The 25,739-nt window shown below is 53.6% G+C and carries 21 protein-coding genes and 7 tRNA genes; 25 read left to right on the forward strand and 3 right to left on the reverse strand.

The window, feature by feature from the left end:
• Position 1 precedes the first annotated feature (1 nt).
• Positions 2-1,954, reverse strand: coding sequence for a PTS N-acetyl glucosamine transporter subunit IIABC (gene nagE / locus FN037_RS05020; RefSeq protein WP_138360685.1), 1,953 nt, complete (start codon positions 1,952-1,954; stop codon positions 2-4).
• A gap of 313 nt (positions 1,955-2,267) precedes the next feature.
• Here nagE and nagB point away from each other — a divergent pair, with 313 nt between their 5' ends.
• The 12 genes from nagB (at position 2,268) to FN037_RS05080 (ending at position 9,243) form a co-directional block, all read left to right on the forward strand.
• A complete protein-coding gene (nagB, locus tag FN037_RS05025) occupies positions 2,268-3,068 on the forward strand; it encodes a glucosamine-6-phosphate deaminase (RefSeq protein WP_138360686.1) in 801 nt (266 codons plus the stop codon).
• 60 nt (positions 3,069-3,128) lie between these two features.
• Positions 3,129-4,277 (forward strand): N-acetylglucosamine-6-phosphate deacetylase, encoded by a 1,149-nt coding sequence (nagA, locus tag FN037_RS05030; protein WP_142501670.1) that lies wholly within the window; start codon positions 3,129-3,131, stop codon positions 4,275-4,277.
• A gap of 8 nt (positions 4,278-4,285) precedes the next feature.
• Positions 4,286-5,506, forward strand: a complete 1,221-nt coding sequence (locus FN037_RS05035; RefSeq protein WP_138360688.1) for an N-acetylglucosamine repressor — start codon at positions 4,286-4,288, stop codon at positions 5,504-5,506.
• Between the two features lie 45 nt (positions 5,507-5,551).
• The gene (locus FN037_RS05040; protein WP_138360689.1) at positions 5,552-6,304 is read left to right on the forward strand and encodes an HAD-IIA family hydrolase; all 753 of its coding nucleotides are present in this window, start codon (positions 5,552-5,554) and stop codon (positions 6,302-6,304) included.
• A gap of 279 nt (positions 6,305-6,583) precedes the next feature.
• The gene (asnB, locus tag FN037_RS05045; protein WP_138360690.1) at positions 6,584-8,245 is read left to right on the forward strand and encodes an asparagine synthase B; all 1,662 of its coding nucleotides are present in this window, start codon (positions 6,584-6,586) and stop codon (positions 8,243-8,245) included.
• Between the two features lie 230 nt (positions 8,246-8,475).
• Positions 8,476-8,552 (forward strand) — tRNA-Met (locus FN037_RS05050).
• 8 nt (positions 8,553-8,560) lie between these two features.
• Positions 8,561-8,645 (forward strand) — tRNA-Leu (locus FN037_RS05055).
• 35 nt (positions 8,646-8,680) lie between these two features.
• Positions 8,681-8,755: transfer RNA gene (locus FN037_RS05060), tRNA-Gln, on the forward strand.
• A 36-nt stretch (positions 8,756-8,791) separates the two neighbouring features.
• Positions 8,792-8,866 (forward strand) — tRNA-Gln (locus tag FN037_RS05065).
• Between the two features lie 22 nt (positions 8,867-8,888).
• A tRNA-Met gene (locus FN037_RS05070) sits at positions 8,889-8,965 on the forward strand.
• A 45-nt stretch (positions 8,966-9,010) separates the two neighbouring features.
• A tRNA-Gln gene (locus FN037_RS05075) sits at positions 9,011-9,085 on the forward strand.
• An 83-nt stretch (positions 9,086-9,168) separates the two neighbouring features.
• Positions 9,169-9,243 (forward strand) — tRNA-Gln (locus FN037_RS05080).
• Positions 9,244-9,453: 210 nt separating this feature from the next.
• On the opposite strand, the gene ubiF is transcribed toward FN037_RS05080, so the two are convergent.
• Complete coding sequence (ubiF, locus tag FN037_RS05085) at positions 9,454-10,629, reverse strand: 3-demethoxyubiquinol 3-hydroxylase (protein WP_142501671.1); 1,176 nt, start codon at positions 10,627-10,629, stop codon at positions 9,454-9,456.
• A gap of 208 nt (positions 10,630-10,837) precedes the next feature.
• On the opposite strand from ubiF, the gene miaB reads away from it, so the two are divergent.
• The 9 genes from miaB (at position 10,838) to FN037_RS05130 (ending at position 20,045) form a co-directional block, all read left to right on the forward strand.
• The gene (gene miaB, locus FN037_RS05090; RefSeq protein WP_138360692.1) at positions 10,838-12,262 is read left to right on the forward strand and encodes a tRNA (N6-isopentenyl adenosine(37)-C2)-methylthiotransferase MiaB; all 1,425 of its coding nucleotides are present in this window, start codon (positions 10,838-10,840) and stop codon (positions 12,260-12,262) included.
• A gap of 152 nt (positions 12,263-12,414) precedes the next feature.
• Positions 12,415-13,461 carry a PhoH family protein gene (locus FN037_RS05095; RefSeq protein ID WP_142501672.1) on the forward strand — a complete coding sequence of 349 codons (1,047 nt, stop codon included), beginning with the start codon at positions 12,415-12,417 and terminating at the stop codon, positions 13,459-13,461.
• Positions 13,458-13,925, forward strand: a complete 468-nt coding sequence (ybeY, locus tag FN037_RS05100) for an rRNA maturation RNase YbeY (protein ID WP_142501673.1) — start codon at positions 13,458-13,460, stop codon at positions 13,923-13,925. Before FN037_RS05095 ends, ybeY begins: the two co-directional genes overlap by 4 nt.
• A 98-nt stretch (positions 13,926-14,023) precedes the next feature.
• Positions 14,024-14,902 (forward strand): CNNM family magnesium/cobalt transport protein CorC, encoded by an 879-nt coding sequence (corC, locus tag FN037_RS05105; RefSeq protein ID WP_004130445.1) that lies wholly within the window; start codon positions 14,024-14,026, stop codon positions 14,900-14,902.
• Positions 14,903-14,924: 22 nt separating this feature from the next.
• Positions 14,925-16,463, forward strand: coding sequence for an apolipoprotein N-acyltransferase (gene lnt / locus FN037_RS05110; protein WP_138360695.1), 1,539 nt, complete (start codon positions 14,925-14,927; stop codon positions 16,461-16,463).
• 367 nt (positions 16,464-16,830) lie between these two features.
• The gene (locus FN037_RS05115; protein ID WP_138360696.1) at positions 16,831-17,742 is read left to right on the forward strand and encodes an amino acid ABC transporter substrate-binding protein; all 912 of its coding nucleotides are present in this window, start codon (positions 16,831-16,833) and stop codon (positions 17,740-17,742) included.
• Positions 17,743-17,905: 163 nt separating this feature from the next.
• Entirely contained in the window at positions 17,906-18,646 is a 741-nt protein-coding gene (locus tag FN037_RS05120) for an amino acid ABC transporter permease (RefSeq protein WP_138360697.1), read from the forward strand.
• Positions 18,646-19,320, forward strand: coding sequence for a glutamate/aspartate ABC transporter permease GltK (gltK, locus tag FN037_RS05125; protein ID WP_138360698.1), 675 nt, complete (start codon positions 18,646-18,648; stop codon positions 19,318-19,320). The genes FN037_RS05120 and gltK overlap by 1 nt, the downstream gene beginning before the upstream one ends.
• On the forward strand, positions 19,320-20,045 hold the full coding sequence (locus FN037_RS05130; protein WP_138360699.1) for an amino acid ABC transporter ATP-binding protein: 726 nt from the start codon (positions 19,320-19,322) through the stop codon (positions 20,043-20,045). The genes gltK and FN037_RS05130 overlap by 1 nt, the downstream gene beginning before the upstream one ends.
• A 94-nt stretch (positions 20,046-20,139) precedes the next feature.
• Here the strand turns inward: FN037_RS05130 and FN037_RS05135 are convergent, their stop codons facing one another.
• Complete coding sequence (locus FN037_RS05135; RefSeq protein ID WP_138360700.1) at positions 20,140-20,622, reverse strand: zinc ribbon-containing protein; 483 nt, start codon at positions 20,620-20,622, stop codon at positions 20,140-20,142.
• Between the two features lie 227 nt (positions 20,623-20,849).
• On the opposite strand from FN037_RS05135, the gene leuS reads away from it, so the two are divergent.
• From leuS to nadD, 4 genes are read left to right on the forward strand one after another with little or no spacing between them, the layout of a single operon-like run.
• Positions 20,850-23,432: a leucine--tRNA ligase gene (gene leuS, locus FN037_RS05140; protein WP_138360701.1), complete on the forward strand. Its 2,583-nt coding sequence runs from the start codon at positions 20,850-20,852 to the stop codon at positions 23,430-23,432.
• A 14-nt stretch (positions 23,433-23,446) separates the two neighbouring features.
• Positions 23,447-24,037 carry an LPS assembly lipoprotein LptE gene (gene lptE, locus FN037_RS05145; RefSeq protein ID WP_138360702.1) on the forward strand — a complete coding sequence of 197 codons (591 nt, stop codon included), beginning with the start codon at positions 23,447-23,449 and terminating at the stop codon, positions 24,035-24,037.
• A complete protein-coding gene (gene holA / locus FN037_RS05150) occupies positions 24,037-25,068 on the forward strand; it encodes a DNA polymerase III subunit delta (RefSeq protein ID WP_142501674.1) in 1,032 nt (343 codons plus the stop codon). The genes lptE and holA overlap by 1 nt, the downstream gene beginning before the upstream one ends.
• Positions 25,061-25,711, forward strand: coding sequence for a nicotinate-nucleotide adenylyltransferase (nadD, locus tag FN037_RS05155; RefSeq protein ID WP_171034860.1), 651 nt, complete (start codon positions 25,061-25,063; stop codon positions 25,709-25,711). Before holA ends, nadD begins: the two co-directional genes overlap by 8 nt.
• Positions 25,712-25,739 lie beyond the last annotated feature (28 nt).

The following is a 25,739-nucleotide window of genomic DNA, read 5'->3' on the forward strand; positions in this document are numbered from 1 at the left end:
CTTACTTGCTTTTAATTTCAAACAGCGGCGTCTGGCCCGCCACAACCTTATCGGTTGCCTGAATAACCAGTGCGCTGTAGTCGTCACTATTGCTGCACACCACCGGGCTGATCATTGAACGCGCGTTGGCATTCAGAAACGCCAGATCCAGTTCCAGAATCGGCTGACCCGCTTTCACTTCTGCGCCCTCTTCCACCAGCCGTTTAAAGCCCTGGCCGTTGAGCGCTACGGTATCAATCCCCATGTGGACAACAATTTCCGCGCCATTTTCCGTTTCCAGGCAGAAAGCATGGTTGGTATTGAAGATCTTCACTACCGTACCCGCCGCTGGCGCAACAACCAGCTTATCCGTCGGCTTTACCGCCACGCCGTCGCCAACGGCTTTGCTGGCAAAGGCTTCATCCGGGACTTGTTCCAGCGCCACAACGTCACCGGTAATCGGCGAAACCAGCGCGGCAACGGTTTTCGCGTTGGCGACGGCCTGTGGTTTGGCAGCCGGAACTGCGCCGGATGCGCCGTGGGTAGAAGCAGCCGTTGCGGCAACCGGGCCACGAGCAACCACTTTCTTCATTTCATCGCCGACGGATTCAGCTTTTGCCCCCACAATAACCTGAATGGTCTGTTTGTTCAGCTTGACCACGCCAGAAGCGCCGAGACGCTTACAGGCGGCATCGTTAACCAGTGCGGAATCCGCAACGGTCAAACGCAGGCGGGTAATGCAAGCATCAATCGCTTTCAGGTTATCGGTACCGCCGATCGCGGCGATATAGCCAGTCGCCAGTTGGGTTAAACCCTCTTCGGTATTACTGTTCGCCTCTTCCGTCACCACGTCATCAACGTTATCTTCACGGCCAGGCGTTTTCAGGTTGAACATGCGGATGATCACGCTGAACAGCAGGAAGTAGATAAAGAAGAACACGACGCCCATCACCAGCAACATCCAGACGTTTTTGCTGGCTGCCGGCAGGCTGTACATCAGAGCATAGTCGATCGCACCGGCTGAGAACGAGAAACCCGCGTGGATACCCAACGCCGTCGCGACAAACAGGCTGATACCGGTCAGGATAGCATGCAGCAGGTACAGCAGCGGAGCCAGGAACATGAACAGGAATTCCAGCGGCTCAGTAACCCCCGTCAGGAACGCGGTAATAGCGACCGACAACAGCATACCGCCGACCATCGGACGACGTTCTTTCGGCGCGGCAAAATACATTGCCAGCGCGGCGCCCGGCAAACCGAACATCATGATCGGGAAGAAACCGGACATAAACATCCCTGCAGTGCCGTCACCCGCATAGAAGCGGTTGATGTCACCGTGGAATACCGCACCGGCAGCATTAGTAAATTCACCGATCTGGAACCAGGCGATAGTATTCAGTACCTGATGCAAACCGGTTGGGATCAGCAGACGGTTGATGAACCCGAAGATACCGGAGCCCAGCGCGCCAGCTGATACAATCCATTCACCACCGGAATGGATAGCGTTCTGCACAGGTGGCCAGACGTAGCCAAAGATGGCGGCCAGCACCAGGCAGAAGAAGCCGGTTGCGATCGGAACAAAACGTTTACCACCGAAGAAGCTCAGGAAGTCAGGCAACTTGATTCCCGCCCAGCGGTTATACACGGCCCCACCGACTAAACCGGTGATGATCCCCGCCAGGACACCCATATTGATGGCCGGGTTGATAGTGACCATGGCTTTAGTCATAACAAAATACCCAACAGCTCCCGCCAGCGCGGCGGCCCCTGCACTGTCTTTCGACCAACTGGATGCCACACCGATAGCGAAAATCAGCGCCAGGTTGTCAAAGATCGCGCCACCCGCTTGTGCGATAAACGATATATTAAGCAGATCTGGTTGCCCGAATCGTAGCAGCAGCGCCGCGACCGGCAGCACGGCGATAGGGAGCTGTAACGCCCTACCGAGCCGCTGAAAAAAACCCAAAATATTCATCTTATTCCCCCTATAAAACCCCGATATAGCTCGCTCAAAGCCACCTTTATTATTGTGAAACCAGTTAGCTTTTACCTTTACCTGTAAAGTGTGTGAGAAATTAATTTGTATCGCAAATTAAACGCGTATTTTTTGTGATATCAATCACCATATATCGTATTATCTTTCGCCTTATACTGGCTAATAACGAAAACTTATTTTATGATTAAAAAAATCAACACCAATTCCTCCTGATCGACGGCGTTGCTGCAATACTCATACTGGTGCGCTGACGCCAACTCGCCAGGTTCTAATTTAACTATAGAGGTGAACAATGAGACTGATCCCCCTGGTAACAGCTGAACAAGTAGGTAAATGGGCTGCCCGCCACATCGTTAACCGTATCAATGCGTTCAAACCCACGGCGGACCGCCCCTTTGTTCTGGGTCTGCCTACCGGCGGCACGCCTCTGACCGCCTACAAAGCATTGGTTGAAATGCACAAAGCAGGCCTGGTCAGCTTTAAGCATGTTGTCACATTCAACATGGATGAATACGTTGGCCTGCCGAAAGAGCATCCGGAAAGCTATCATAGTTTTATGCACCGCAACTTTTTTGACCACGTTGATATTCCGGCGGAAAACATTAACCTGTTGAATGGTAACGCACCAGATATTGATGCAGAATGTCGCCTCTATGAAGAAAAAATCCGCGCCTATGGCAAAATTAATCTGTTTATGGGCGGCGTGGGTAACGATGGTCACATCGCCTTTAATGAACCGGCGTCTTCTCTGGCTTCACGCACCCGTATAAAAACCCTGACCCATGAAACCCGCGTAGCGAACTCTCGCTTCTTCGACGGTGATGTAAACCAGGTGCCTAAATACGCGCTCACCGTTGGCGTAGGGACATTACTTGATGCGGAAGAAGTGATGATTCTGGTACTTGGGCAGCAGAAATCACTGGCGCTGCAGGCGGCGGTCGAAGGCAACGTTAACCACATGTGGACCATTACCTGTCTACAGTTGCATCCGAAAGCGGTAATGGTCTGCGATGAACCGTCTACTATGGAGTTAAAAGTTAAAACGCTGAAATATTTCAAAGAGCTGGAAGCTGAAAACATCAAAGGTTTGTAAGGCAGTTTCGTTCCGCGGTTGCCCCCGCGGGACAACCATTTTTGACAACCGGGGGTCGTAATGTATGCATTAACCCAGGGCCGGATTTACACCGGTCATGAAATTCTGGATGACCATGCGATTGTTATCGCTAATGGCCTTATCGAACGTCTCTGTCCGCAGGCTGAACTGCCGGCAGGCGTTGAACCGCGCTCGGTTGATGGCGCCATTCTTGCCCCCGGCTTTATTGATGTTCAGCTTAACGGCTGTGGCGGTGTACAGTTCAATGACACGCCAGATGCAGTCACCGTTGATACGCTGGAAATTATGCAGAAGGCGAATCAACGTTCTGGCTGCACCAGCTATTTACCGACGCTGATTACCACCAGCGATGATCTCATGAAACAGGGCGTGCGCGTTATGCGCGAGTACCGGCAAAAGCATCCCAACCAGGCGCTCGGTCTGCATCTCGAAGGTCCATGGCTGAATATAGTCAAAAAAGGCACGCATAATCCGAAGTTCGTGCGCAAACCGGATGCCGCGCTGATCGATTTCCTTTGTGACAACGCAGATGTGATTACCAAAATTACGCTCGCACCAGAGTGCGTCGAGCCGGAAGTGATCCGCAAACTGGTGGCTGCCGGTATCATTGTCTCCGCAGGTCATTCCAACGCAACGCTGAAAGAAGCGAAAGTCGGTTTCCGCGCCGGCATCACTTTCGCTACTCATCTGTTTAACGCAATGCCCTATATTACCGGCCGGGAGCCAGGACTCACGGGGGCGATTTTCGACGAACCGGATGTCTACTGCGGTATCATTGCCGACGGTTTACATGTTGATTACGCTAATATCCGCCTCGCTAAACGCCTGAAAGGCGACAAACTGTGTCTCGTTACCGACGCAACGGCCCCTGCAGGTGCCAATATTGAGCAGTTCATTTTTGCCGGTAAAACAATATACTACCGGAACGGATTGTGTGTTGATGAGAACGGTACCCTTAGCGGATCGTCGTTGACCATGATTGAAGGGGTTCATAACCTCGTAGAACATTGCGGCATCGCGCTGGACGAAGCGTTGCGTATGGCAACTCTCTACCCTGCCCGCGCAATTGGCGTAGGTAAACAGTTGGGCTGTATTGCGCCGGGGATGGTCGCAAACCTGACTGCATTCACCCGCGATTATAAAATCACTAAGACCATCGTTAATGGTAACGAGGTCGTCACTGAGTAAATAAAAGTATGACAGCTGGCGGACAAGCTCAAATTGGTAATGTCGATCTGGTAAAACAGCTAAACAGCGCAGCCGTCTATCGGCTCATCGATCAACATGGCCCGATTTCGCGTATACAGGTCGCGGAACAAAGCCAGCTTGCCCCTGCCAGCGTAACCAAAATTACGCGTCAACTTATTGAACGCGGCCTGATCAAAGAAGTCGATCAGCAGGCCTCCACCGGGGGCCGACGCGCCATTTCCATTGTTGCCGAAACCCGTAACTTCCACGCCATCGGCGTACGTCTTGGCCGCTATGACGCAACCCTGACGCTGTACGATTTAAGCAGTAAAACCCTCGAAGAAGAACATTATCCCCTGCCGGAAAGAACCCAGGAAACGCTGGAGCATGCGCTGCTCAATATCATTGCCGACTTTATGGAACGCTGCCAGCGCAAAATCCGTGAGCTGATCGCCATCTCGGTTATCCTTCCTGGCCTTGTCGATCCAGAAAGCGGCGTGATTCGCTATATGCCGCACATTCAGGTTGAAAACTGGGGGCTGGTGGACGCGCTGGAAAAACGGTTTAAAGTGACCTGCTTTGTGGGTCACGATATCCGTAGCCTCGCGCTGGCGGAACACTATTTTGGCGCGAGCCACGACTGTGCAGACTCGATTCTGGTACGTGTACACCGCGGGACCGGTGCCGGTATCATCTCCAACGGGCGAATTTTTATTGGCCGCAATGGCAATGTCGGCGAAATTGGCCATATCCAGGTAGACCCTTTAGGCGAACGCTGCCACTGCGGCAACTTTGGCTGTCTGGAAACCATCGCCGCTAATGCCGCCATAGAACACCGCGTTCGCCACCTGCTGGAGCAGGGGTATCAAAGCAAGCTCACCCTCAATGACTGCACGATAAAAGCTATCTGCAAAGCGGCAAACAAGGGCGATGCGCTGGCCTGCGAGGTCATCGGGCATGTCGGCCGCCATCTTGGCAAAACCATCGCCATTGCTATTAACCTGTTTAATCCGCAAAAAGTGGTGATTGCCGGGGAAATTGTTGAAGCGGAAAAAGTGCTGCTGCCAGCGATTGAAGCCTGCATTAATACCCAGGTGCTGAAGGCATTCCGTAAAAATCTGCCTGTGGTACGGTCCACCCTCGATCATCGTTCGGCAATCGGTGCTTTTGCGCTGGTGAAGCGTGCCATGCTCAATGGGATCCTGCTTCAGCATTTGCTGGAAAGCTAAAGCCGCTTTATAGTTTCGCCTTTCTTTAAAGATGTCGGACTGCCCATGACCATTCAAAATATAATTTGTGATATCGACGGCGTGCTGATGCACGACAATGTGGCTGTGCCGGGCGCCGCTGAGTTCATCAAGCGTATTCTCGAAAAAGAGATGCCGCTGGTGATGCTGACCAACTACCCTTCACAAACCGGCCAGGATCTGGCGAACCGCTTTGCGACTGCGGGAATAGATGTACCCGATACCGCCTTTTATACCTCCGCAATGGCCACCGCGGATTTCCTGCGCCGCCAGGAAGGTAAGAAAGCCTACGTCGTTGGCGAAGGCGCACTGATTCACGAACTGTACAAAGCCGGGTTTACTATCACTGACGTCAACCCTGATTTTGTTATCGTCGGTGAAACCCGCTCTTTTAACTGGGAGATGATGCATAAGGCGGCTTTTTTTGTCGCCAACGGCGCACGTTTTATCGCTACTAACCCGGATACTCACGGTCGCGGCTATTATCCGGCCTGCGGTGCCTTATGCGCTGGTATTGAAAAAATCTCTGGCCGTAAGCCATTCTACGTCGGTAAACCAAGTCCGTGGATCATCCGTTCCGCACTCAATAAAATGCAGGCGCATTCTGAGCAAACCGTCATCGTCGGCGATAATCTGCGCACGGATATTCTGGCAGGCTTCCAGGCCGGGCTGGAAACCATTCTGGTTCTTTCCGGCGTCGCCACGCTCGATGATATCGACGGCATGCCGTTCCGACCGTCGTGGATTTATCCCTCCGTTGCAGAAATTGATATTTTCTGAGCAAAACCACGTCCCCGGACGTGGTTTCTTATTTTTCTGGTCTTCCTGACAGCATTTCATCTAAAAAAAATGCACCAGCATTGAATATTCCTCAATAAAAGCGCTCAAAATATACTCTTTTTTTACTATTCAATAATCACCATTGCATTATTTTCTTTTTCGGCCGTAAAACCCTTGCGCCCTCAGTCCCTTTGCGGCATTTTCTTAAGCATGCATTGAGGCTTCGCGGCAAAATGAAGCCAGCACAACATCAAACAAGACAGGGTAACGGAGAAGGCTATGTGTTCGATTTTTGGCGTACTGGATATTAAAACTGATGCGGGCGAGCTGCGTAAAAAGGCGCTGGAACTTTCCCGTCTGATGCGCCACCGTGGTCCGGACTGGTCCGGCATCTATGCTTGTGATAAAGCGATTCTGGCGCATGAACGCCTCTCTATCGTCGACGTGAACGCCGGCGCGCAGCCGCTGTATAACGCGCAAAAAACTCACGCCCTCGCCGTCAACGGTGAAATCTACAACCACCAGGCACTGCGCGCGGAATATGGTGACCGCTACGCTTTCCAGACCGGTTCCGACTGCGAAGTGATCCTGGCGCTGTACCAGGAGAAAGGCCCGGAGTTTCTGGACGATCTGCAAGGAATGTTTGCCTTCGCTCTCTACGATAGCGAAAAAGATGCTTATCTGATTGGCCGTGACCACATCGGAATTATCCCACTGTATATGGGGCATGACGAACACGGCAACTTCTACGTTGCTTCAGAAATGAAGGCGCTGGTTCCGGTATGCCGCACCATTAAAGAGTTCCCGGCGGGCAGCTACCTGTGGAGCAAAGACGGCGAGATCCGCCAGTATTATCAGCGCGACTGGTTCGAGTATGATGCGGTTAAAGACAACGTCACCGACAAAAACGAACTGCGTCAGGCGCTGGAAGAGTCGGTGAAAAGCCACCTGATGTCCGATGTTCCATACGGGGTTCTGTTGTCCGGCGGCCTGGATTCATCGATTATTTCCGCCATCACCAAAAAATTTGCCGCGCGCCGCGTCGAAGATCAGGAAAAATCAGAAGCCTGGTGGCCTCAGCTACACTCCTTCGCCGTGGGCCTGGAAGGTGCGCCCGATCTGAAAGCGGCGCAAGAAGTCGCTAACCATTTAGGTACCGTGCATCACGAAATCCACTTTACGGTACAGGAAGGCCTGGACGCGATTCGCGATGTTATTTATCACATCGAAACCTACGATGTCACCACCATTCGCGCGTCTACGCCGATGTATTTGATGTCGAGGAAAATCAAAGCGATGGGCATCAAAATGGTGCTGTCCGGAGAAGGTTCTGACGAAGTGTTTGGCGGTTACCTCTATTTCCATAAAGCGCCAAACGCCAAAGAGCTGCACGAAGAGACCGTGCGCAAGCTGCAGGCGCTGCACATGTTTGACTGCGCGCGTGCCAACAAAGCGATGTCCGCATGGGGCGTGGAAGCACGCGTGCCGTTCCTGGATAAGAAATTCCTTGATGTGGCAATGCGTATCAACCCGCAGGATAAAATGTGCGGCAACGGTAAAATGGAAAAACATATCCTGCGTGAATGTTTCGAATCTTACCTGCCAGCAAGCGTCGCCTGGCGCCAGAAAGAGCAGTTCTCTGATGGGGTAGGTTACAGCTGGATCGATACGTTAAAAGACGTTGCCGCACAACAGATCTCCGATCAACAGCTGGAAACGGCGAGCTTCCGCTTCCCGTACAACACGCCATCGTCTAAAGAAGCGTATCTGTACCGCGAGATCTTCGAAGAACTGTTCCCGGTTCCCAGCGCTGCGGAATGCGTACCTGGCGGTCCGTCAGTTGCCTGTTCTTCCGCGAAAGCCATCGAATGGGATGAATCATTCAAAAAAATGAACGATCCATCGGGACGCGCTGTAGGCGTACACCAGTCTGCCTACTGATTAAGGCGTTTTTTCAAACGGGCTCTTCGGGGTCCGTTTTTATTTTTGTGCCTTATTCAAGCCATTAAAAACGATAAATAACCAATAATTGCTGATTATTGCGCCACGCTGTTCGCAACCTAACCAAACAGTTACATTCAATCCATTTTCGATGAAAAAGGGGTTGACGCTTCAGGGCTCAATACGCATAATGCGCCCCGCAACGCCGATAAGGTAGCGCAAAAAAAGATGGCTACGTAGCTCAGCTGGTTAGAGCACATCACTCATAATGATGGGGTCACAGGTTCAAATCCCGTCGTAGCCACCATCTTTTTTGCGGGAGTGGCGAAATTGGTAGACGCACCAGATTTAGGTTCTGGCGCCGCAAGGTGTGCGAGTTCAAGTCTCGCCTCCCGCACCATTTACTCGTTGGCGTTGTAAGTAAAAGATGGTTATTGGGGTATCGCCAAGCGGTAAGGCACCGGTTTTTGATACCGGCATTCCCTGGTTCGAATCCAGGTACCCCAGCCACATTCCTTCGATGTTTGCGGTTAACCGCGACGATATTGGGGTATCGCCAAGCGGTAAGGCACCGGTTTTTGATACCGGCATTCCCTGGTTCGAATCCAGGTACCCCAGCCATCGAAGTAAAGCAGTAAAATCTGGCTACGTAGCTCAGCTGGTTAGAGCACATCACTCATAATGATGGGGTCACAGGTTCAAATCCCGTCGTAGCCACCATATAAAGGAATTATTGATTAGCTTCGATAAATCCAGAAAAATTGTTGGGGTATCGCCAAGCGGTAAGGCACCGGATTCTGATTCCGGCATTCCGAGGTTCGAATCCTCGTACCCCAGCCAATTTTAAAAGTCGCTTTATATATAAGCGCGTCGTTGGCTGAATCGCCGAAGTAAATGCGGGGAAATATTCACCAACAGACAATTGGGGTATCGCCAAGCGGTAAGGCACCGGATTCTGATTCCGGCATTCCGAGGTTCGAATCCTCGTACCCCAGCCAACAGAAAGCAAAAAGCTCGCTCAGGCGAGCTTTTTGCTTTCTGTCATTTAACACGTCAGAGAAGTTTAAACCGGTTCTGCTCTGGCCCGCAAAGCCCCGCCCCAGGAATACACCAGAAAACAGTCGCGAATCCGTCCGCGATCTGAAAGATAACCGGTATCCCCTCTTCTGTAACCCGACCTGATATTTCATCAACCGGGAAAGTCACGGTTACAATCCCAATGCGTATTTCAGGGCCTGCCGTTTCAGTTCGCCAGCGCGCTCAGCCGCCATCAGGCCAATATTGCGCAACATGCGCACCGGCGGCAGATCGTTGCTAAATCCAGCGTAAAACAGATCCATTCCTGACTGCATAAGAAAATTATCCGCTCTGCGTCGCGTCTGGTAACGCTTAAGCACCGGCAGGCTGGCCCACTCTTCACCGTGCGCTCGCGCGCTGCTCAAAATATCCAGCAAGGCGTCAGCATCCCGATAGCCCAGATTCACCCCCTGCCCAGCCAGCGGGTGAATGGTATGCGCCGCATCACCGACCAGCGCCAGCCCCGGCTTCACATATTGCAACGCATGGCGGCGGATCAACGGGAATGCGCCCGCGCTTAGCGGCGTCACCTCTCCCAGCCGTGACGGAAAGTGGCGGGTAATCTCTTGCTGTAACTGGACCATGCTCATTCCCTGTAACTGGCGAACTCTGGCAGGCGTGTCGTACCATACCAGTGAAGCCCAATGGTCAAACAGCGGTAAAAACGCGCGCGGTCCTTCAGGGGTAAACTGCTGCCAGGTGCTATCGCCGGGGGCGTCCGCGCACTGTACGCTAATCAACATGCAGGCCTGTTGATACTGCCATGCATGAACGCCGATACCCGCCAGTTGCCGTACCTGTGAATTAGCGCCATCAGCCCCAATCACCAGCCGTGCTTGATGCTGGCTGCCGTCGGTTAGCGTTAACGATGCCTGCGTCTCCCCACGCTGCATCTCCTGCAGTGACACCCCCACCAGCAGAGAGACTTGATTATGCGCCGCCAGCGCCTGCCACAAAGCGCCCTGCAGGACATTATTTTCCACCATATAGCCCAGTTCAGGCAGCTTCAGTTCGCTGGCATTAAAAACGACATGCGCGCTTTCCCACTCCCAGGTCTCCAGTTGACGATACGCATGCGCGCGCATCCCCTGTACCGCATCCCAGACGCCCAGGCTTTTCAGCAATCCCACCGATGCCGCGCTGATTGCTGAAATACGTATGTCAGGCGTCGAAGACGCGTCAAAAACAGGCGGCGCATTTTTTTCAATCACCGTTACCGTAAAACCGTGCTGCGCCAGCCCAAGCGCCAGGGCGCCGCCAACCATTCCACCGCCGACGATAACGACATCTGTTGCATGAATTGTCATGGCTATTATCCTTAAATTCGAATCACCTGAGTTTACCGGATTTTTATTCGCCTTGTGGTGATTACGGTCGTACTGGTCAGGGCGCGGTCAAAGCATTACAATACGCGCCCTGCAATCCTGGCTTTATACCCGTCACGCTTCACATTGCAGCGTAACGTCCGGTGAAGAAAATGACATTGGGTATACCTAATTAAGCATGAGCAAGTCGATGACCAAAAAACTCCATATTAAAACCTGGGGCTGTCAGATGAACGAATACGATTCATCAAAGATGGCCGATCTGCTGGATGCCACGCACGGGTATCAACTCACTGAAGTGGCGGAAGAGGCAGATGTGCTGCTGCTCAACACCTGCTCAATCCGTGAGAAGGCTCAGGAAAAAGTGTTCCATCAGCTAGGACGCTGGAAGCTGCTGAAAGAGAAAAATCCCGATCTGATCATCGGCGTCGGTGGCTGCGTGGCCTCGCAGGAAGGCGACCACATTCGCCAGCGCGCCCATTACGTCGATATCATTTTTGGCCCGCAAACCCTGCATCGCCTTCCGGAAATGATCAACTCCGTTCGCGGTAACCGCAGCCCGGTCGTCGATATCAGTTTCCCGGAAATCGAGAAATTCGATCGCCTGCCGGAACCACGCGCTGAAGGTCCTTCTGCGTTTGTGTCTATCATGGAAGGCTGCAACAAGTACTGCACCTACTGTGTCGTGCCTTACACCCGCGGTGAGGAAGTCAGCCGCCCGAGCGACGATATCCTGTTTGAAATCGCCCAACTGGCGGCCCAGGGCGTACGTGAAGTCAACCTGCTCGGGCAGAACGTCAACGCATGGCGCGGGGAAAACTACGATGGCACCACCGGTAGCTTCGCCGATCTGCTGCGCCTGGTCGCCGCCATTGACGGTATCGACCGCATTCGCTTTACCACCAGCCATCCGATCGAGTTCACCGATGATATCATTGAGGTTTATCGCGATACGCCCGAACTGGTCAGCTTCCTGCATCTGCCAGTACAGAGCGGTTCTGACCGGGTGTTGAATCTGATGGGCCGCACCCATACCGCTCTGGAATATAAAGCGATTATCCGCAAACTGCGCGCGGCGCGCCCGGATATTCAGATTAGCTCTGATTTCATTGTCGGCTTCCCTGGCGAAACCACCGATGATTTTGAAAAAACCATGAAGCTGATTGCCGATGTCAATTTCGATATGAGCTACAGCTTTATCTTTTCCGCGCGTCCGGGCACCCCGGCGGCGGATATGGTTGATGACGTGCCGGAAGAAGATAAAAAGCAGCGCCTGTATATCCTGCAGGAGCGTATCAACCAGCAGGCGACGGCCTGGAGCCGCCGTATGCTCGGCACCGTGCAGCGTATTCTGGTGGAAGGAACCTCCCGCAAAAGCATTATGGAGCTTTCCGGCCGTACCGAAAATAACCGCGTGGTGAACTTTGAAGGCTCGCCGCAAATGATCGGCAAGTTTGTCGATGTGGAAATTACCGACGTCTGGACCAACTCCCTGCGCGGCAAAGTGGTGCGTACCGAAGACGAAATGGGGTTACGCATCGCGGAAACACCGGAATCAGTGATTGCCCGTACCCGTAAAGAAAACGAGACTGGCGTCGGTTTCTATCAGCCTTAACCCGTTCAGGTCCACCGCGCCGGTGGGCCTTGTATTTCCTCTCCGGGCCCCAATATCTACAGCGATGCTTGCACCCTATTCCGATGACGTGAATAATTTCCTTACTGCCCGGTGAATTTTGCCGCCCGGCAAACGCGTATAAGAGGAACAGTTTGAACATAGAAACCCGTGAAATTACCCTGGAACCCGCGGATAACGCACGCCTGTTGGGGCTGTGCGGCCCGTTTGACGACAACATCAAACAGCTCGAACGGCGGCTGGGTATCGAGATCAATCGCCGCGATAATCGCTTTAAACTGACCGGGCGTGCAATATGCGTTAATGCCGCCGCCGATATTCTGCGTAGTCTGTACGTCGATACCGCCCCGATGCGCGGCGAGATTCAGGATATTGAACCGGAACAGATCCATCTGGCGATCAAAGAAGCCCGCGTGCTGGAACAGAGCGCCGAAAGCGTACCGGACTACGGTAAGGCCATCAATATCAAAACCCGGCGCGGCGTCATCAAGCCACGTACGCCGAATCAGGCACAGTACATCGCCAATATTCTTGATCACGATATTACCTTCGGCGTCGGCCCTGCCGGAACCGGGAAAACCTATCTGGCGGTCGCCGCGGCGGTGGATGCTCTGGAGCGTCAGGAAATTCGCCGTATTCTGCTGACCCGCCCGGCGGTGGAAGCGGGAGAGAAGCTGGGCTTCCTGCCAGGCGATCTGAGCCAAAAAGTCGACCCGTACCTGCGGCCGCTGTACGATGCGCTGTTCGAGATGCTCGGTTTTGAGAAGGTCGAAAAGCTTATTGAGCGCAATGTTATTGAGGTTGCGCCGCTGGCCTATATGCGCGGTCGTACGCTGAACGATGCGTTTATCATCCTTGATGAGAGCCAGAACACCACCATCGAACAGATGAAAATGTTCCTGACCCGTATCGGCTTTAACTCTAAAGCGGTCATTACCGGCGATATCACCCAGATTGACCTGCCGCGTAGCACCAAATCCGGCCTGCGCCACGCGATTGAAGTGCTGGCGGAGGTCGATGAAATTAGCTTCAACTTCTTCCATAGCGAAGATGTGGTGCGCCACCCGGTTGTCGCCCGTATCGTTAACGCCTATGAAGCATGGGAAGAAGCAGACCAAAAACGCAAAGCAGAACTGGCCGCCGAGCGCAAACGCGAAGCCCAGCAACAGGAGCATAAATGAGTCAGGTCATTCTCGATTTACAGCTGGCTTGCAAAGATAACAGCGGAATGCCGGATGAAGCTCAGTTTCAACGCTGGGTTGATGCCGTCATCCCGCAGTTCCAGGAAGAATCGGAAGTCACGATTCGCCTGGTTGACGAAGCGGAAAGCCATGAGCTGAACCTGACTTATCGTGGGAAGGATAAACCGACGAATGTGCTCTCTTTCCCGTTTGAAGCGCCCCCCGGCATTGAAATGCCGCTGCTTGGCGATCTGGTTATCTGCCGTCAGGTCGTCGAACAGGAAGCAAAAGAGCAAGGCAAACCGCTGGAGGCCCACTGGGCGCATATGGTTGTCCACGGTAGCCTGCACCTTTTGGGCTATGACCACATTGTTGACGAAGAAGCAGAAGAGATGGAATCCCTCGAAACAGAGATAATGCTTGCTCTGGGCTATGAGGATCCGTACATTGCCGAGAAGGAATAACCTGCCGCCGGCTTTGCCGGCGACTGGCCGCTATGCCGGGCGCTGAGTATACGCGTGACGAGCGACGATTTAACTAACATGAGAACCCATACGACGCCATGAGCGACGACAATTCACACAGTAGCGACACAGTAAACAGCAAAAAGGGATTTTTCTCCCTCTTACTCAGCCAGCTTTTTCACGGTGAACCCAAGAATCGTGATGAACTGCTGGCGCTGATCCGTGATTCCGGGCAAAACGATCTTATCGACGAAGATACGCGCGATATGCTCGAAGGGGTAATGGACATTGCCGACCAGCGCGTCCGCGATATTATGATCCCCCGCTCACAGATGATCACCCTGAAACGCAATCAGACGCTTGACGAATGCCTCGATGTGATCATCGAATCCGCGCACTCGCGTTTCCCGGTGATCAGCGAAGATAAAGATCACATTGAAGGGATTTTGATGGCCAAAGATCTGCTGCCGTTTATGCGCAGCGATGCCGAAGCCTTCAGCATGGAAAAAGTGTTGCGTCCGGCGGTTGTCGTGCCTGAAAGCAAGCGGGTTGACCGCATGCTGAAAGAGTTCCGCTCCCAGCGTTATCATATGGCTATCGTTATCGATGAGTTCGGCGGCGTCTCAGGCCTGGTAACCATTGAAGACATCCTTGAGCTGATCGTCGGCGAAATAGAAGACGAATACGACGAAGAAGAAGATATCGATTTTCGTCAGTTGAGCCGCCATACCTGGACGGTGCGGGCGCTGGCCTCCATCGAAGACTTCAACGAAGCTTACGGCACCCACTTTAGCGATGAAGAAGTTGATACCATCGGCGGCCTCGTGATGCAGGCGTTTGGTCATCTGCCCGCCCGCGGCGAATCTATCGACATTGATGGTTACCAATTCAAGGTCGCAATGGCTGACAGTCGACGTATTATTCAGGTACATGTAAAGCTTCCTGATGATGCGCCACAGCCGAAACTGGAAGACTAAACCACCGGGACGATTAACCTAAATGGTATTTGCCTCTCTTCTTGAACGCCAGCGCATACGTCTGTTGCTGGCGCTGTTATTCGGAGCCAGCGGAACGCTGGCTTTTTCACCTTATGACGTCTGGCCCGCGGCGATTATTTCGCTAATGGGCCTACAAGGTTTAACCCTTAATCGTCGTCCGCTGCAAAGCGCCTGGATCGGTTATTTCTGGGGACTGGGGCTGTTTGGTTCCGGTATTCACTGGGTCTACGTCAGTATTGCGCAGTTCGGCGGGATGCCGGGGCCGGTCAACGTTTTCCTGGTGGTTCTGCTGGCCGCGTATCTTTCACTTTATACCGGGTTATTCGCCGGGATCCTTTCGCGCCTGTGGCCGAAAACCAGCTGGATACGCGTCGCTGTCGCCGCGCCGGTGGTATGGCAAATTAGCGAATTCCTGCGTGGCTGGGTATTAACCGGTTTTCCGTGGCTGCAGTTTGGCTATAGCCAGATTGACGGCCCGCTAAAAGGTCTCGCCCCGGTGATGGGCGTCGAGGCAATTAGCTTCCTGCTGATGGTGGTCAGCGGCCTGCTGACGCTGGCTATCGTGCAGCGTAACGTGAAAGCGCTGATTACCGCCGCGGTGCTGTTCGCGCTGCCCTTCCCGCTGCGCTACATTCAGTGGTATCAGTTGCTGCCGGCACGGGCAACCGAAGTTTCGCTGGTACAGGGCGATATTCCACAGGCGATGAAATGGGATCCGGATCAGTTAATCAATACGCTGAAAACCTATCTGGATCTCACCCAGCCGCATATGGGTAAATCACAGTTAATCATCTGGCCGGAATCCGCTATTCCCGATCTGGAAATCAATCAGCAGCGTTTTCTGAGCATGATGGACGACCTGATGCGCGCGAAAAACAGTTCGCTGATCACCGGTATCGTCGATTCGCGCCTGAATCAGCACAATCGCTACGATACCTACAACTCCATCATCACGCTGGGTAAAGATAACCCCTACAGCTACGACTCAAAGGATCGCTACAATAAGAACCATCTGGTGCCGTTTGGCGAATTTGTGCCGCTGGAATCTATTCTGCGTCCGCTGGCCCCGTTCTTTGACCTGCCAATGTCCTCCTTCAGCCGCGGGCCTTACCTGCAGCCTCAGTTGGTGGCGCACAATTTGCGTCTGACGGCGGCGATCTGCTATGAAATTATTCTTGGCGAGCAGGTACGGGATAACTTCCGCCCGGATACTGATTTTCTGTTGACCATCTCCAACGATGCCTGGTTCGGGAAATCTATCGGCCCGTGGCAGCACTTCCAGATGGCGCGGATGCGCGCGCTGGAGCTGGCCCGCCCGCTGTTGCGCAGCACAAATAACGGCATTACCGCGGTCATCGGCCCGCGCGGCGAAATTCAGGATATGCTCCCCCAGTTTACCCGCGCCGTCTTGACGACCAAAGTGACGCCCACTTCCGGCCTGACGCCATACGCCCGAACCGGAAACTGGCCGCTGTGGGCGCTCACTGTCCTGTTTGGATTCGGCGCGCTGCTAATGAGCCTGCGCCAGCGCCGTCAATAATTCCCCCTTGTTCTCTGCCACCGCAGCGGCCTGTGTCGCTGCGGTTCCTCCCGTCTTCCCTGCTTTATTGGCATGGACATTGCTTAATAAATCTATGTAGCAACGTGATCCCCGGTGGTACAACCCGGTTGCACCATCAAGAGGCAATGACATGCTCAAGTTTGGTGCAGTGAAGCTTTTTTGCCTTTAAATGGTGCGGCGCACTTCGCAAAAATCAACAATATAAGAGCAAAATCTTTACATTAAGCCAAACTAAATGCTAACAAACACATACAAATGCTGCACGCAAAGACGGCAGCGATAACAGCACACACATTCACAATGGGTATCAATAGCGTCCGGTGACGCTAAGGATAAGGAGTCCGATATGCAATTACGTAAACTGGCCGCAGCAATGCTGGTCATGGGTCTGACCGCCAGTGCGGCACATGCAGAAGATACTGCGCCAGCAGCAGGTCAGAGTACTCTGGATAAAATTGCCAAAAACGGCGTTGTCGTCGTCGGTCATCGTGAATCATCCGTTCCGTTCTCTTACTATGACAACAAGCAGCAGGTCGTAGGCTACTCGCAGGACTACTCCAATGCGATTGTTGATGCCATCAAGAAGAAGCTGAACAAGCCTGACCTTGATGTGAAACTGATCCCCATCACCTCGCAAAACCGCATCCCGCTGTTGCAAAACGGCACCTACGATTTCGAATGCGGCTCCACCACCAATAACCTGGAACGGCAAAAACAAGTCGCCTTCTCCGACACGATTTTCGTCGTCGGCACGCGCCTGTTGGTGAAAAAAGGCGGGCCGATTAAAGACTTCGCCGACCTGAAAGGTAAAGCTGTCGTCGTAACGTCGGGCACCACATCTGAAATTCTGCTGCACAAGCTGAATGACGAGAAAAAAATGAACATGCGCATTATCAGTGCAAAAGATCACGGTGACTCCTTCCGAACCCTCGAAAGCGGTCGCGCGGTGGCTTTTATGATGGATGATGCTCTGCTGGCCGGCGAACGCGCGAAGGCGAAAAAGCCGGATAACTGGGAGATTGTCGGCACACCACAGTCTCAGGAAGCTTACGGCTGTATGCTGCGTAAAGACGATCCGCAGTTCAAAGCGCTGGTTGACGAGACCGTTGCCCACGCCCAGACCTCTGGCGAAGCCGAGAAATGGTTCGATAAGTGGTTCAAAAACCCCATTCCGCCGAAGAACCTGAACATGAACTTCGAACTCTCTTCAGATATGAAAGCGCTGTTCAAATCACCTAACGATAAAGCTCTTAACTAATTACAAAAACAAGGGGCGGGAAAATCCTGCCCTCCCGATCGTTGTTACAGTACGGACAGACTATACGGCGGCTGGTCGTTCCCCAGCCGCCGCGAATACCGAAACAAGCTGAGCAATGATCTTCGAGGGTAGCGCTGCTACCCTTTTTTTCCAGGAGTTATTTATGTCAATAGACTGGAACTGGGGAATATTCCTGCAACAGGCCCCATTCGGCAACACAACCTATTTAGGCTGGCTCTGGAGTGGCTTTCAGGTTACCGTCGCACTGTCGATAACGGCCTGGATTATCGCCTTCTTCGTCGGTTCGTTATTCGGTATTTTACGCACCGTCCCTAATCGCCTGCTATCGATGATCGGTACCTGTTACGTTGAGTTCTTTCGTAATGTCCCGCTTATCGTACAGTTCTTTACCTGGTATCTGGTCGTCCCGGAACTGCTGCCGGAAAACATTGGTATGTGGTTTAAGGCCGAGCTGGACCCGAATATTCAATTCTTCGTCTCTTCCATGCTGTGCCTGGGGTTATTTACCGCGGCACGCGTCTGCGAACAGGTCCGCTCTGGTATCCAATCGCTGCCGCGCGGACAAAAAAATGCCGGTCTGGCAATGGGACTGACGCTGCCGCAAACCTATCGCTACGTCCTGCTGCCCAACGCCTACCGGGTTATCGTCCCGCCGATGACTTCTGAAATGATGAACCTGGTGAAAAACTCGGCCATCGCATCCACGATAGGGCTTGCTGATATGGCCGCGCAGGCCGGTAAACTGCTGGATTACTCGGCCCATGCCTGGGAGTCGTTTACCGCGATCACCCTGGCCTACGTTTTTATCAACGCCGTAATTATGCTGGCTATGTATGTGGTCGAACGTAAGGTCCGCCTGCCGGGCAATATGGGGGGGAAATAATGTACGATTTTGACTGGAGTTCCATTATTCCCTCAATGCCATACCTGCTGGCAGGGCTGGTTATCACCCTAAAAATCACCGTGACGGCGATTATTATCGGCATTGTCTGGGGGACGATTCTGGCGGTTATGCGCCTGTCGAGCTTCCTGCCGCTGGCGTGGTTTGCCAAAACCTATGTCAACGTCTTCCGTTCCATCCCTCTGGTCATGGTATTGCTGTGGTTTTATCTGATTGTGCCCGGCTTTTTGCAAAACGTACTGGGCCTGTCGCCGAAGACCGACATTCGCCTGATTTCGGCGATGGTCGCCTTCTCCATGTTTGAAGCCGCATACTATTCAGAGATTATTCGCGCCGGCATTCAGAGTATCTCTCGCGGTCAGTCCAGCGCGGCGCTGGCACTGGGCATGACCCACTGGCAGTCCATGAAACTGGTGATTCTGCCGCAAGCGTTTCGCGCCATGGTGCCGCTGCTGCTGACGCAGGGCATCGTACTGTTCCAGGATACGTCGCTGGTTTACGTTTTAAGCCTGGCCGACTTCTTCCGCACCGCCACCACCATTGGCGAACGTGACGGAACCCAGGTAGAAATGATCCTGTTCGCAGGTGCCGTTTATTTTGTTATTAGTCTCAGCGCATCGCTGTTGGTCAGCTGGTTGAAGAAAAGGACTGTGTAATGATTACCCTGAAAAACGTTTCAAAATGGTATGGTCACTTTCAGGTGCTGACCGACTGCTCCACGGAAGTGAAAAAAGGCGAAGTGGTGGTGGTCTGCGGGCCTTCAGGCTCCGGTAAATCCACGCTGATTAAAACCGTTAACGGTCTGGAACCAATACAGCAAGGTGACATCATCGTTGACGGCACCACCGTTAACGACAAAAAGACCAACCTTGCTAAACTTCGCTCTCACGTTGGTATGGTGTTCCAGCACTTCGAACTGTTCCCGCATCTGTCTATTATCGACAACCTGACGCTGGCCCAGGTCAAAGTGCTCAATCGCGATAAAGCCTCTTCGCGCGCAAAAGGGTTAAAACTGCTGGAGCGGGTAGGACTGTCTGCCCATGCCAGTAAATATCCGGCACAGCTATCCGGCGGCCAGCAGCAGCGCGTCGCGATTGCTCGTGCGCTCTGTATGGACCCGATCGCCATGCTGTTCGATGAGCCGACCTCAGCACTGGATCCTGAGATGATCAACGAAGTGCTGGACGTGATGGTCGAGCTGGCTAATGAAGGGATGACCATGATGGTGGTCACTCATGAAATGGGCTTCGCGCGCAAAGTGGCCAACCGGGTGATCTTTATGGATGAAGGGAAAATTGTCGAAGACGCCGATAAAGAAGCGTTTTTCGCTAACCCTCAATCTGAACGCGCGAAAGACTTCCTCGCCAAAATTCTGCATTAAGATCGCGACGCGCGTCTAAGCAATAAACAGGCGATACCACGAATTTGTCGTATCGCCTGCCCGGATCAATGCTGGCGCTTCAATGCCCGCCTGTTTAAGGCTCAAATGGCCGACGCTGAAACTGATCGTGGCCGCATTTTGGGCAGCGGGGCAGCACATCCGGCGTATAAATCGGCAGATGATAGTGGCACTTCTCACACACCAGGTTCCCCAGCCCCACCACTTCGCCGCTGTGATAAACGCCGTGGTGACTGAGATCCTGAAATACCTCACGCCACTCAAGCTGCGTTTTATCCGTAATATCCGCCAGCTCCTGCCACAGGCTCTCTTTAATCACGCGCATAAAAACGCTGTCGCTGAGCGCTTCCTGGCCCTCCTCATAACTGAGCGCGAACTCCTCCAGATCCCGCCTGACGGCGCGAATAACATTCTCGATTTCACTCTGCGTTAACTCGCCGGACTGACTGATTTTTGCCCTGGCCTGCTCCACCAGCGCGTCGATATCACGTTCTCCATTGCGTAACCGCTCACTGAGCGTTGACACCAGCTCTCGGTAAAATTGAGCAACCTTGTTCATCTTTTCGCCTCCGGTGTGGTTAACTTCTTCTAAGAATAGACGTTATCCACATGCGGCTCTGCAAGTCACGCCACAGACTCGTGAAATATTCTCCGCCGCTTTCCTCCATGTAAGTGTGTGAAAGGCTGTTTTGACGTTGGCGTTTGGGCTATGCTATGCCGATCTGAAATAACACATCCATTGGCTACATTTTGTAGCTGTTATTGAAAACAGGACCACTGGCTGCCATGCAAGAGCAATACCGCCCGGAAGAGATAGAATCGAAAGTCCAGCTTCACTGGGACGAAAATCGTACATTTGAAGTCACCGAAGACGAGAGCAAAGAGAAGTATTACTGCCTGTCGATGCTTCCATATCCTTCTGGCCGACTACACATGGGCCACGTGCGCAACTACACCATCGGCGACGTTATTTCCCGTTACCAGCGTATGCTGGGTAAAAACGTGCTGCAGCCTATCGGCTGGGATGCGTTTGGTCTGCCTGCGGAAGGCGCGGCGGTGAAGAACAACACCGCCCCTGCTCCGTGGACCTATGACAACATCGCCTACATGAAAAATCAGCTGAAAAAGCTGGGTTTCGGCTATGACTGGAGCCGGGAAGTGGCGACCTGCACCCCGGAATACTATCGCTGGGAGCAGAAGTTCTTCACTGAGCTGTATAAAAAAGGTCTGGTGTATAAAAAGACCTCCGCGGTGAACTGGTGTCCGAACGATCAGACCGTTCTGGCGAATGAGCAGGTTATCGACGGCTGCTGCTGGCGCTGCGATACCAAAGTTGAGCGCAAAGAGATCCCGCAGTGGTTTATCAAAATCACCGCCTATGCAGACGAACTGCTGAACGATCTGGATAATCTGGATCACTGGCCTGATACCGTTAAAACCATGCAGCGCAACTGGATCGGTCGTTCCGAAGGGGTAGAGATCTCCTTCGATGTCAACGAATATGCCGACAAGCTGACCGTATACACCACCCGCCCGGACACCTTCATGGGTTGCACCTACCTGGCCGTCGCGGCGGGCCACCCGCTGGCGCAGCAGGCGGCTGCCGGGAACCCCGCGCTGGCGGCGTTTATCGACGAATGCAAAAATACCAAAGTAGCCGAAGCGGATATGGCGACGATGGAGAAAAAAGGCATTGATACCGGCTACAAAGCGATTCATCCGCTGACGGGCGAAACCATCCCGGTGTGGGCGGCGAACTTCGTCCTGATGGAGTACGGTACCGGTGCGGTAATGGCTGTTCCGGGCCACGATCAGCGCGACTATGAGTTTGCCAGCAAGTACGGACTGAACATCAAGCCGGTTATCCTTGCCGCTGACGGTAGCGAACCGGATCTCTCCGCTCAGGCGATGACCGATAAAGGCGTACTGTTTAACTCTGGCGAGTTCAGCGGTCTGGATCATGAAGCAGGTTTCAACGCCATCGCGGATAAGCTGGCTTCCCTCGGGGTGGGTAAACGTAAAGTCAATTACCGCCTGCGCGACTGGGGCGTTTCCCGTCAGCGCTACTGGGGCGCACCGATCCCGATGGTCACGCTGGAAGACGGTACCGTGCTGCCGACGCCAGAAGATCAACTGCCGGTGATTTTGCCGGAAGATGTCGTGATGGACGGTATCACCAGCCCAATTAAAGCCGATCCTGAGTGGGCGAAAACCACCGTTAACGGCCAGCCTGCGCTGCGCGAAACCGACACCTTCGATACCTTTATGGAATCGTCCTGGTACTACGCGCGCTACACCTGCCCGCAGTATGATCAGGGAATGCTGGACCCGAAAGCGGCGAACTACTGGCTGCCGGTCGACATTTACATTGGCGGTATTGAGCACGCCATTATGCACCTGCTCTACTTCCGCTTCTTCCACAAACTGATGCGCGATGCCGGTATGGTTAACTCCGACGAACCGGCTAAACAGCTGCTGTGCCAGGGGATGGTACTGGCGGATTCCTTCTACTACGTCGGAGAAAACGGCGAGCGTAACTGGGTTTCACCGAAAGACGCGCTCGTTGAGCGCGACGAGAAAGGCCGGATCGTGAAAGCCAAAGACGCCGCAGGCCATGAGCTGGTGTATACCGGCATGAGCAAGATGTCCAAGTCGAAAAATAACGGTATCGATCCGCAGGAGATGGTTGAACGTTACGGCGCGGACACCGTTCGTCTGTTTATGATGTTCGCCTCGCCGGCGGATATGACGCTGGAGTGGCAGGAGTCCGGCGTGGAAGGGGCCAACCGCTTCCTGAAACGCGTATGGAAACTGATCTATGAACACCTTGCCACAGGCGATGTCGTTGCGCTTGATGCAAACGCATTGAGCGAAGATCAAAAAGCGCTGCGTCGCGACGTACACAAAACCATCGCCAAAGTGACCGATGATATTGGTCGCCGTCAGACCTTCAATACCGCGATTGCGGCAATTATGGAGCTGATGAACAAACTGGCGAAAGCGCCGCAGGAAAACGAACAGGATCGTGCGCTGATGCGGGAAGCTCTGCTTGCCGTGGTGCGAATGCTCAACCCGTTCACGCCGCATGCCAGCTTTACCCTGTGGCAGGAGCTGGGCGGTGAAGGCGATATCGACAACGCGCCGTGGCCGGTCGCGGATGAAAGCGCGATGGTTGAGGACACCACGCTGGTCGTGGTCCAGGTCAATGGTAAAGTACGTGGTAAAATTACCGTTGCGGTGGATGCAAGCGAAGAGCAGGTGCGTGAGCGTGCAGCCCAGGAACATCTGGTGGCAAAATATCTCGACGGTGTGACCGTGCGTAAAGTGATTTACGTTCCGGGTAAACTGCTCAATCTGGTCGTTGGCTAAGCGCGGGAGGAAGCGTGCGATATCTGACAACATTGTTGTTATCTCTGGCGGTGTTTATCACTGCGGGTTGCGGCTGGCATCTGCGTAGCACTACGCAGGTGCCGAGTGCCATGCAAACCATGATCTTCCAGTCTAGCGATCCAAATGGTCCACTCAGTCGCGCGGTCCGGAATCAGTTGCGTTTGAATGGCGTCGAGCTGCTCGATGCCAGCACGCTACGCCAGGATGTTCCCTCCCTGCGTCTGGAGTCATCGTCTATTCAGAAAGATACGGCGTCTATTTTCCAGGATGGTCGTACTGCGGAATATCAGATGGTGATGACGGTAAAAGCCAGCGTGCTGATCCCGGGCCATGATATCTATCCCATTACCACTACCGTCTACCGTTCGTTTTTCGATAACCCGCAGGCGGCGTTAGCGAAAGATGCTGAGCAGAGCATGATTATTAAGGAAATGTACGACAAAGCGGCAGAGCAGTTGATCCGTAAGCTGCCGAGCGTACAGGTTGCGGATAGCGAAGCCACAAAAGCGGATGCGAAACCGGTCAAGGCGACCTCAACATCCTCTGCCTCCGGCAACCGTCTCTCCACCCCGTCGGGTAACTGATGATTCGGTTGTACCCGGAACAGCTCCGCGCGCAGCTCACTGAAGGGCTGCGCGCGGCCTATTTGCTGCTTGGCAACGACCCGCTGCTGTTGCAGGAAAGCCAGGACGCTATACGCGAAGCCGCTACCGCTCAGGGCTTTATCGAACACCATACCGCCACGCTTGATGCCAGTACCGACTGGTCTGCCCTTTTCTCGCTCAGTCAGGCAATGAGCCTGTTTTCAAGCCGTCAAACGCTGCTGCTGATATTACCGGAAAACGGTCTCAATGCGGCCATGAACGAACAGCTGGCTACGCTTGTGGGTATGCTGCATGAGGATTTATTGCTGATCGTTCGCGGCAATAAACTGACAAAAGCGCAGGAAAATGCCGCATGGGCGACAGCACTTACCAGCCGGGCGGTGCAGGTCAGCTGTCAGACGCCGGAGTATGCCCAACTGCCGCGCTGGCTCGCCGCGCGCGCGCAGCGTCATGATCTGCAGCTTGATGACGCCGCCAGCCAGCTTCTGTGCTACTGCTATGAAGGTAATCTGCTGGCCCTGGCACAGGCGCTGGAGCGTCTGTCGCTACTGTGGCCGGACGGGAAACTCACCTTACCCCGCGTTGAGCAGGCAGTGAACGATGCGGCGCATTTCACGCCTTACCACTGGGTCGATGCGCTGCTGGCGGGCAAAAGTAAGCGCGTCCTGCACATACTGCAACAGTTGCGTTTAGAAGGCTGCGAACCGGCCATTCTGCTACGGACCCTGCAGCGTGAACTGCTGCTGCTGGTACAGTTGAAACGACAATCGGCCCATACGCCACTGCGCGCGCTGTTTGATAAGCATCGGGTATGGCAAAACCGGCGACCGCTGGTCAGCGACGCGCTCAGCCGCCTCAGCGCCGGCCAGCTACGCCAGGCCGTCACTTTATTGACCCGTGCGGAACTCACCTTCAAGCAGGATTACGGGCACGCCGTCTGGCCCGAACTGGAAAGTCTCTCTTTGTTGCTCTGCCACAAGGCGCTGGCAGACGTTTTTATTGATGGTTGATATGAATCAATTACAGGCGATGTACGGTGGCACCTTCGATCCGGTGCATTACGGTCACCTTAAACCGGTAGAAATTCTGGCCAACCAAATCGGCCTCAATAAAGTCATCATTGTGCCGAATAATGTGCCGCCACACCGTCCGCAGCCCGAAGCCACCAGCGAACAACGTCTACGTATGCTGGCGCTGGCTATTGCCGACAAACCGCTGTTTATTCTGGACGAGCGCGAACTTGAGCGCGATACGCCGTCATACTCCGCGCAAACTCTGCGCGAATGGCGTCAGGAACAGGGGCCGAAGCGGCCGCTGGCTTTTATTATTGGTCAGGATTCGCTGCTTACCTTTACCACCTGGCATGACTACAGCAGCATTCTTGATCATGTTCATTTGATCGTTTGTCGTCGCCCTGGTTACCCGTTAACCATGGCGAACGCGCAGGATCAGCGCTGGCTGGATAAGCATCTCACCTATGACGTCGAAAGGCTGCATAACCGCCCGGCGGGCGTTATCTACCTGGCTGAAACGCCGTGGTTTGATATTTCGGCGACCATTATTCGCCAGCGCCTTGAGAACGGTGAATCCTGCTCAGATATGCTGCCGGAAGCCGTACTTGACTATATCCGTGAGCAAAAACTCTATTGCTAACCCGGAAACAGGAGACGTCGTTCAGACT

The organism is Klebsiella sp. 2680 (assembly GCF_900198535.1).
Classification (GTDB): domain Bacteria; phylum Pseudomonadota; class Gammaproteobacteria; order Enterobacterales; family Enterobacteriaceae; genus Klebsiella; species Klebsiella indica.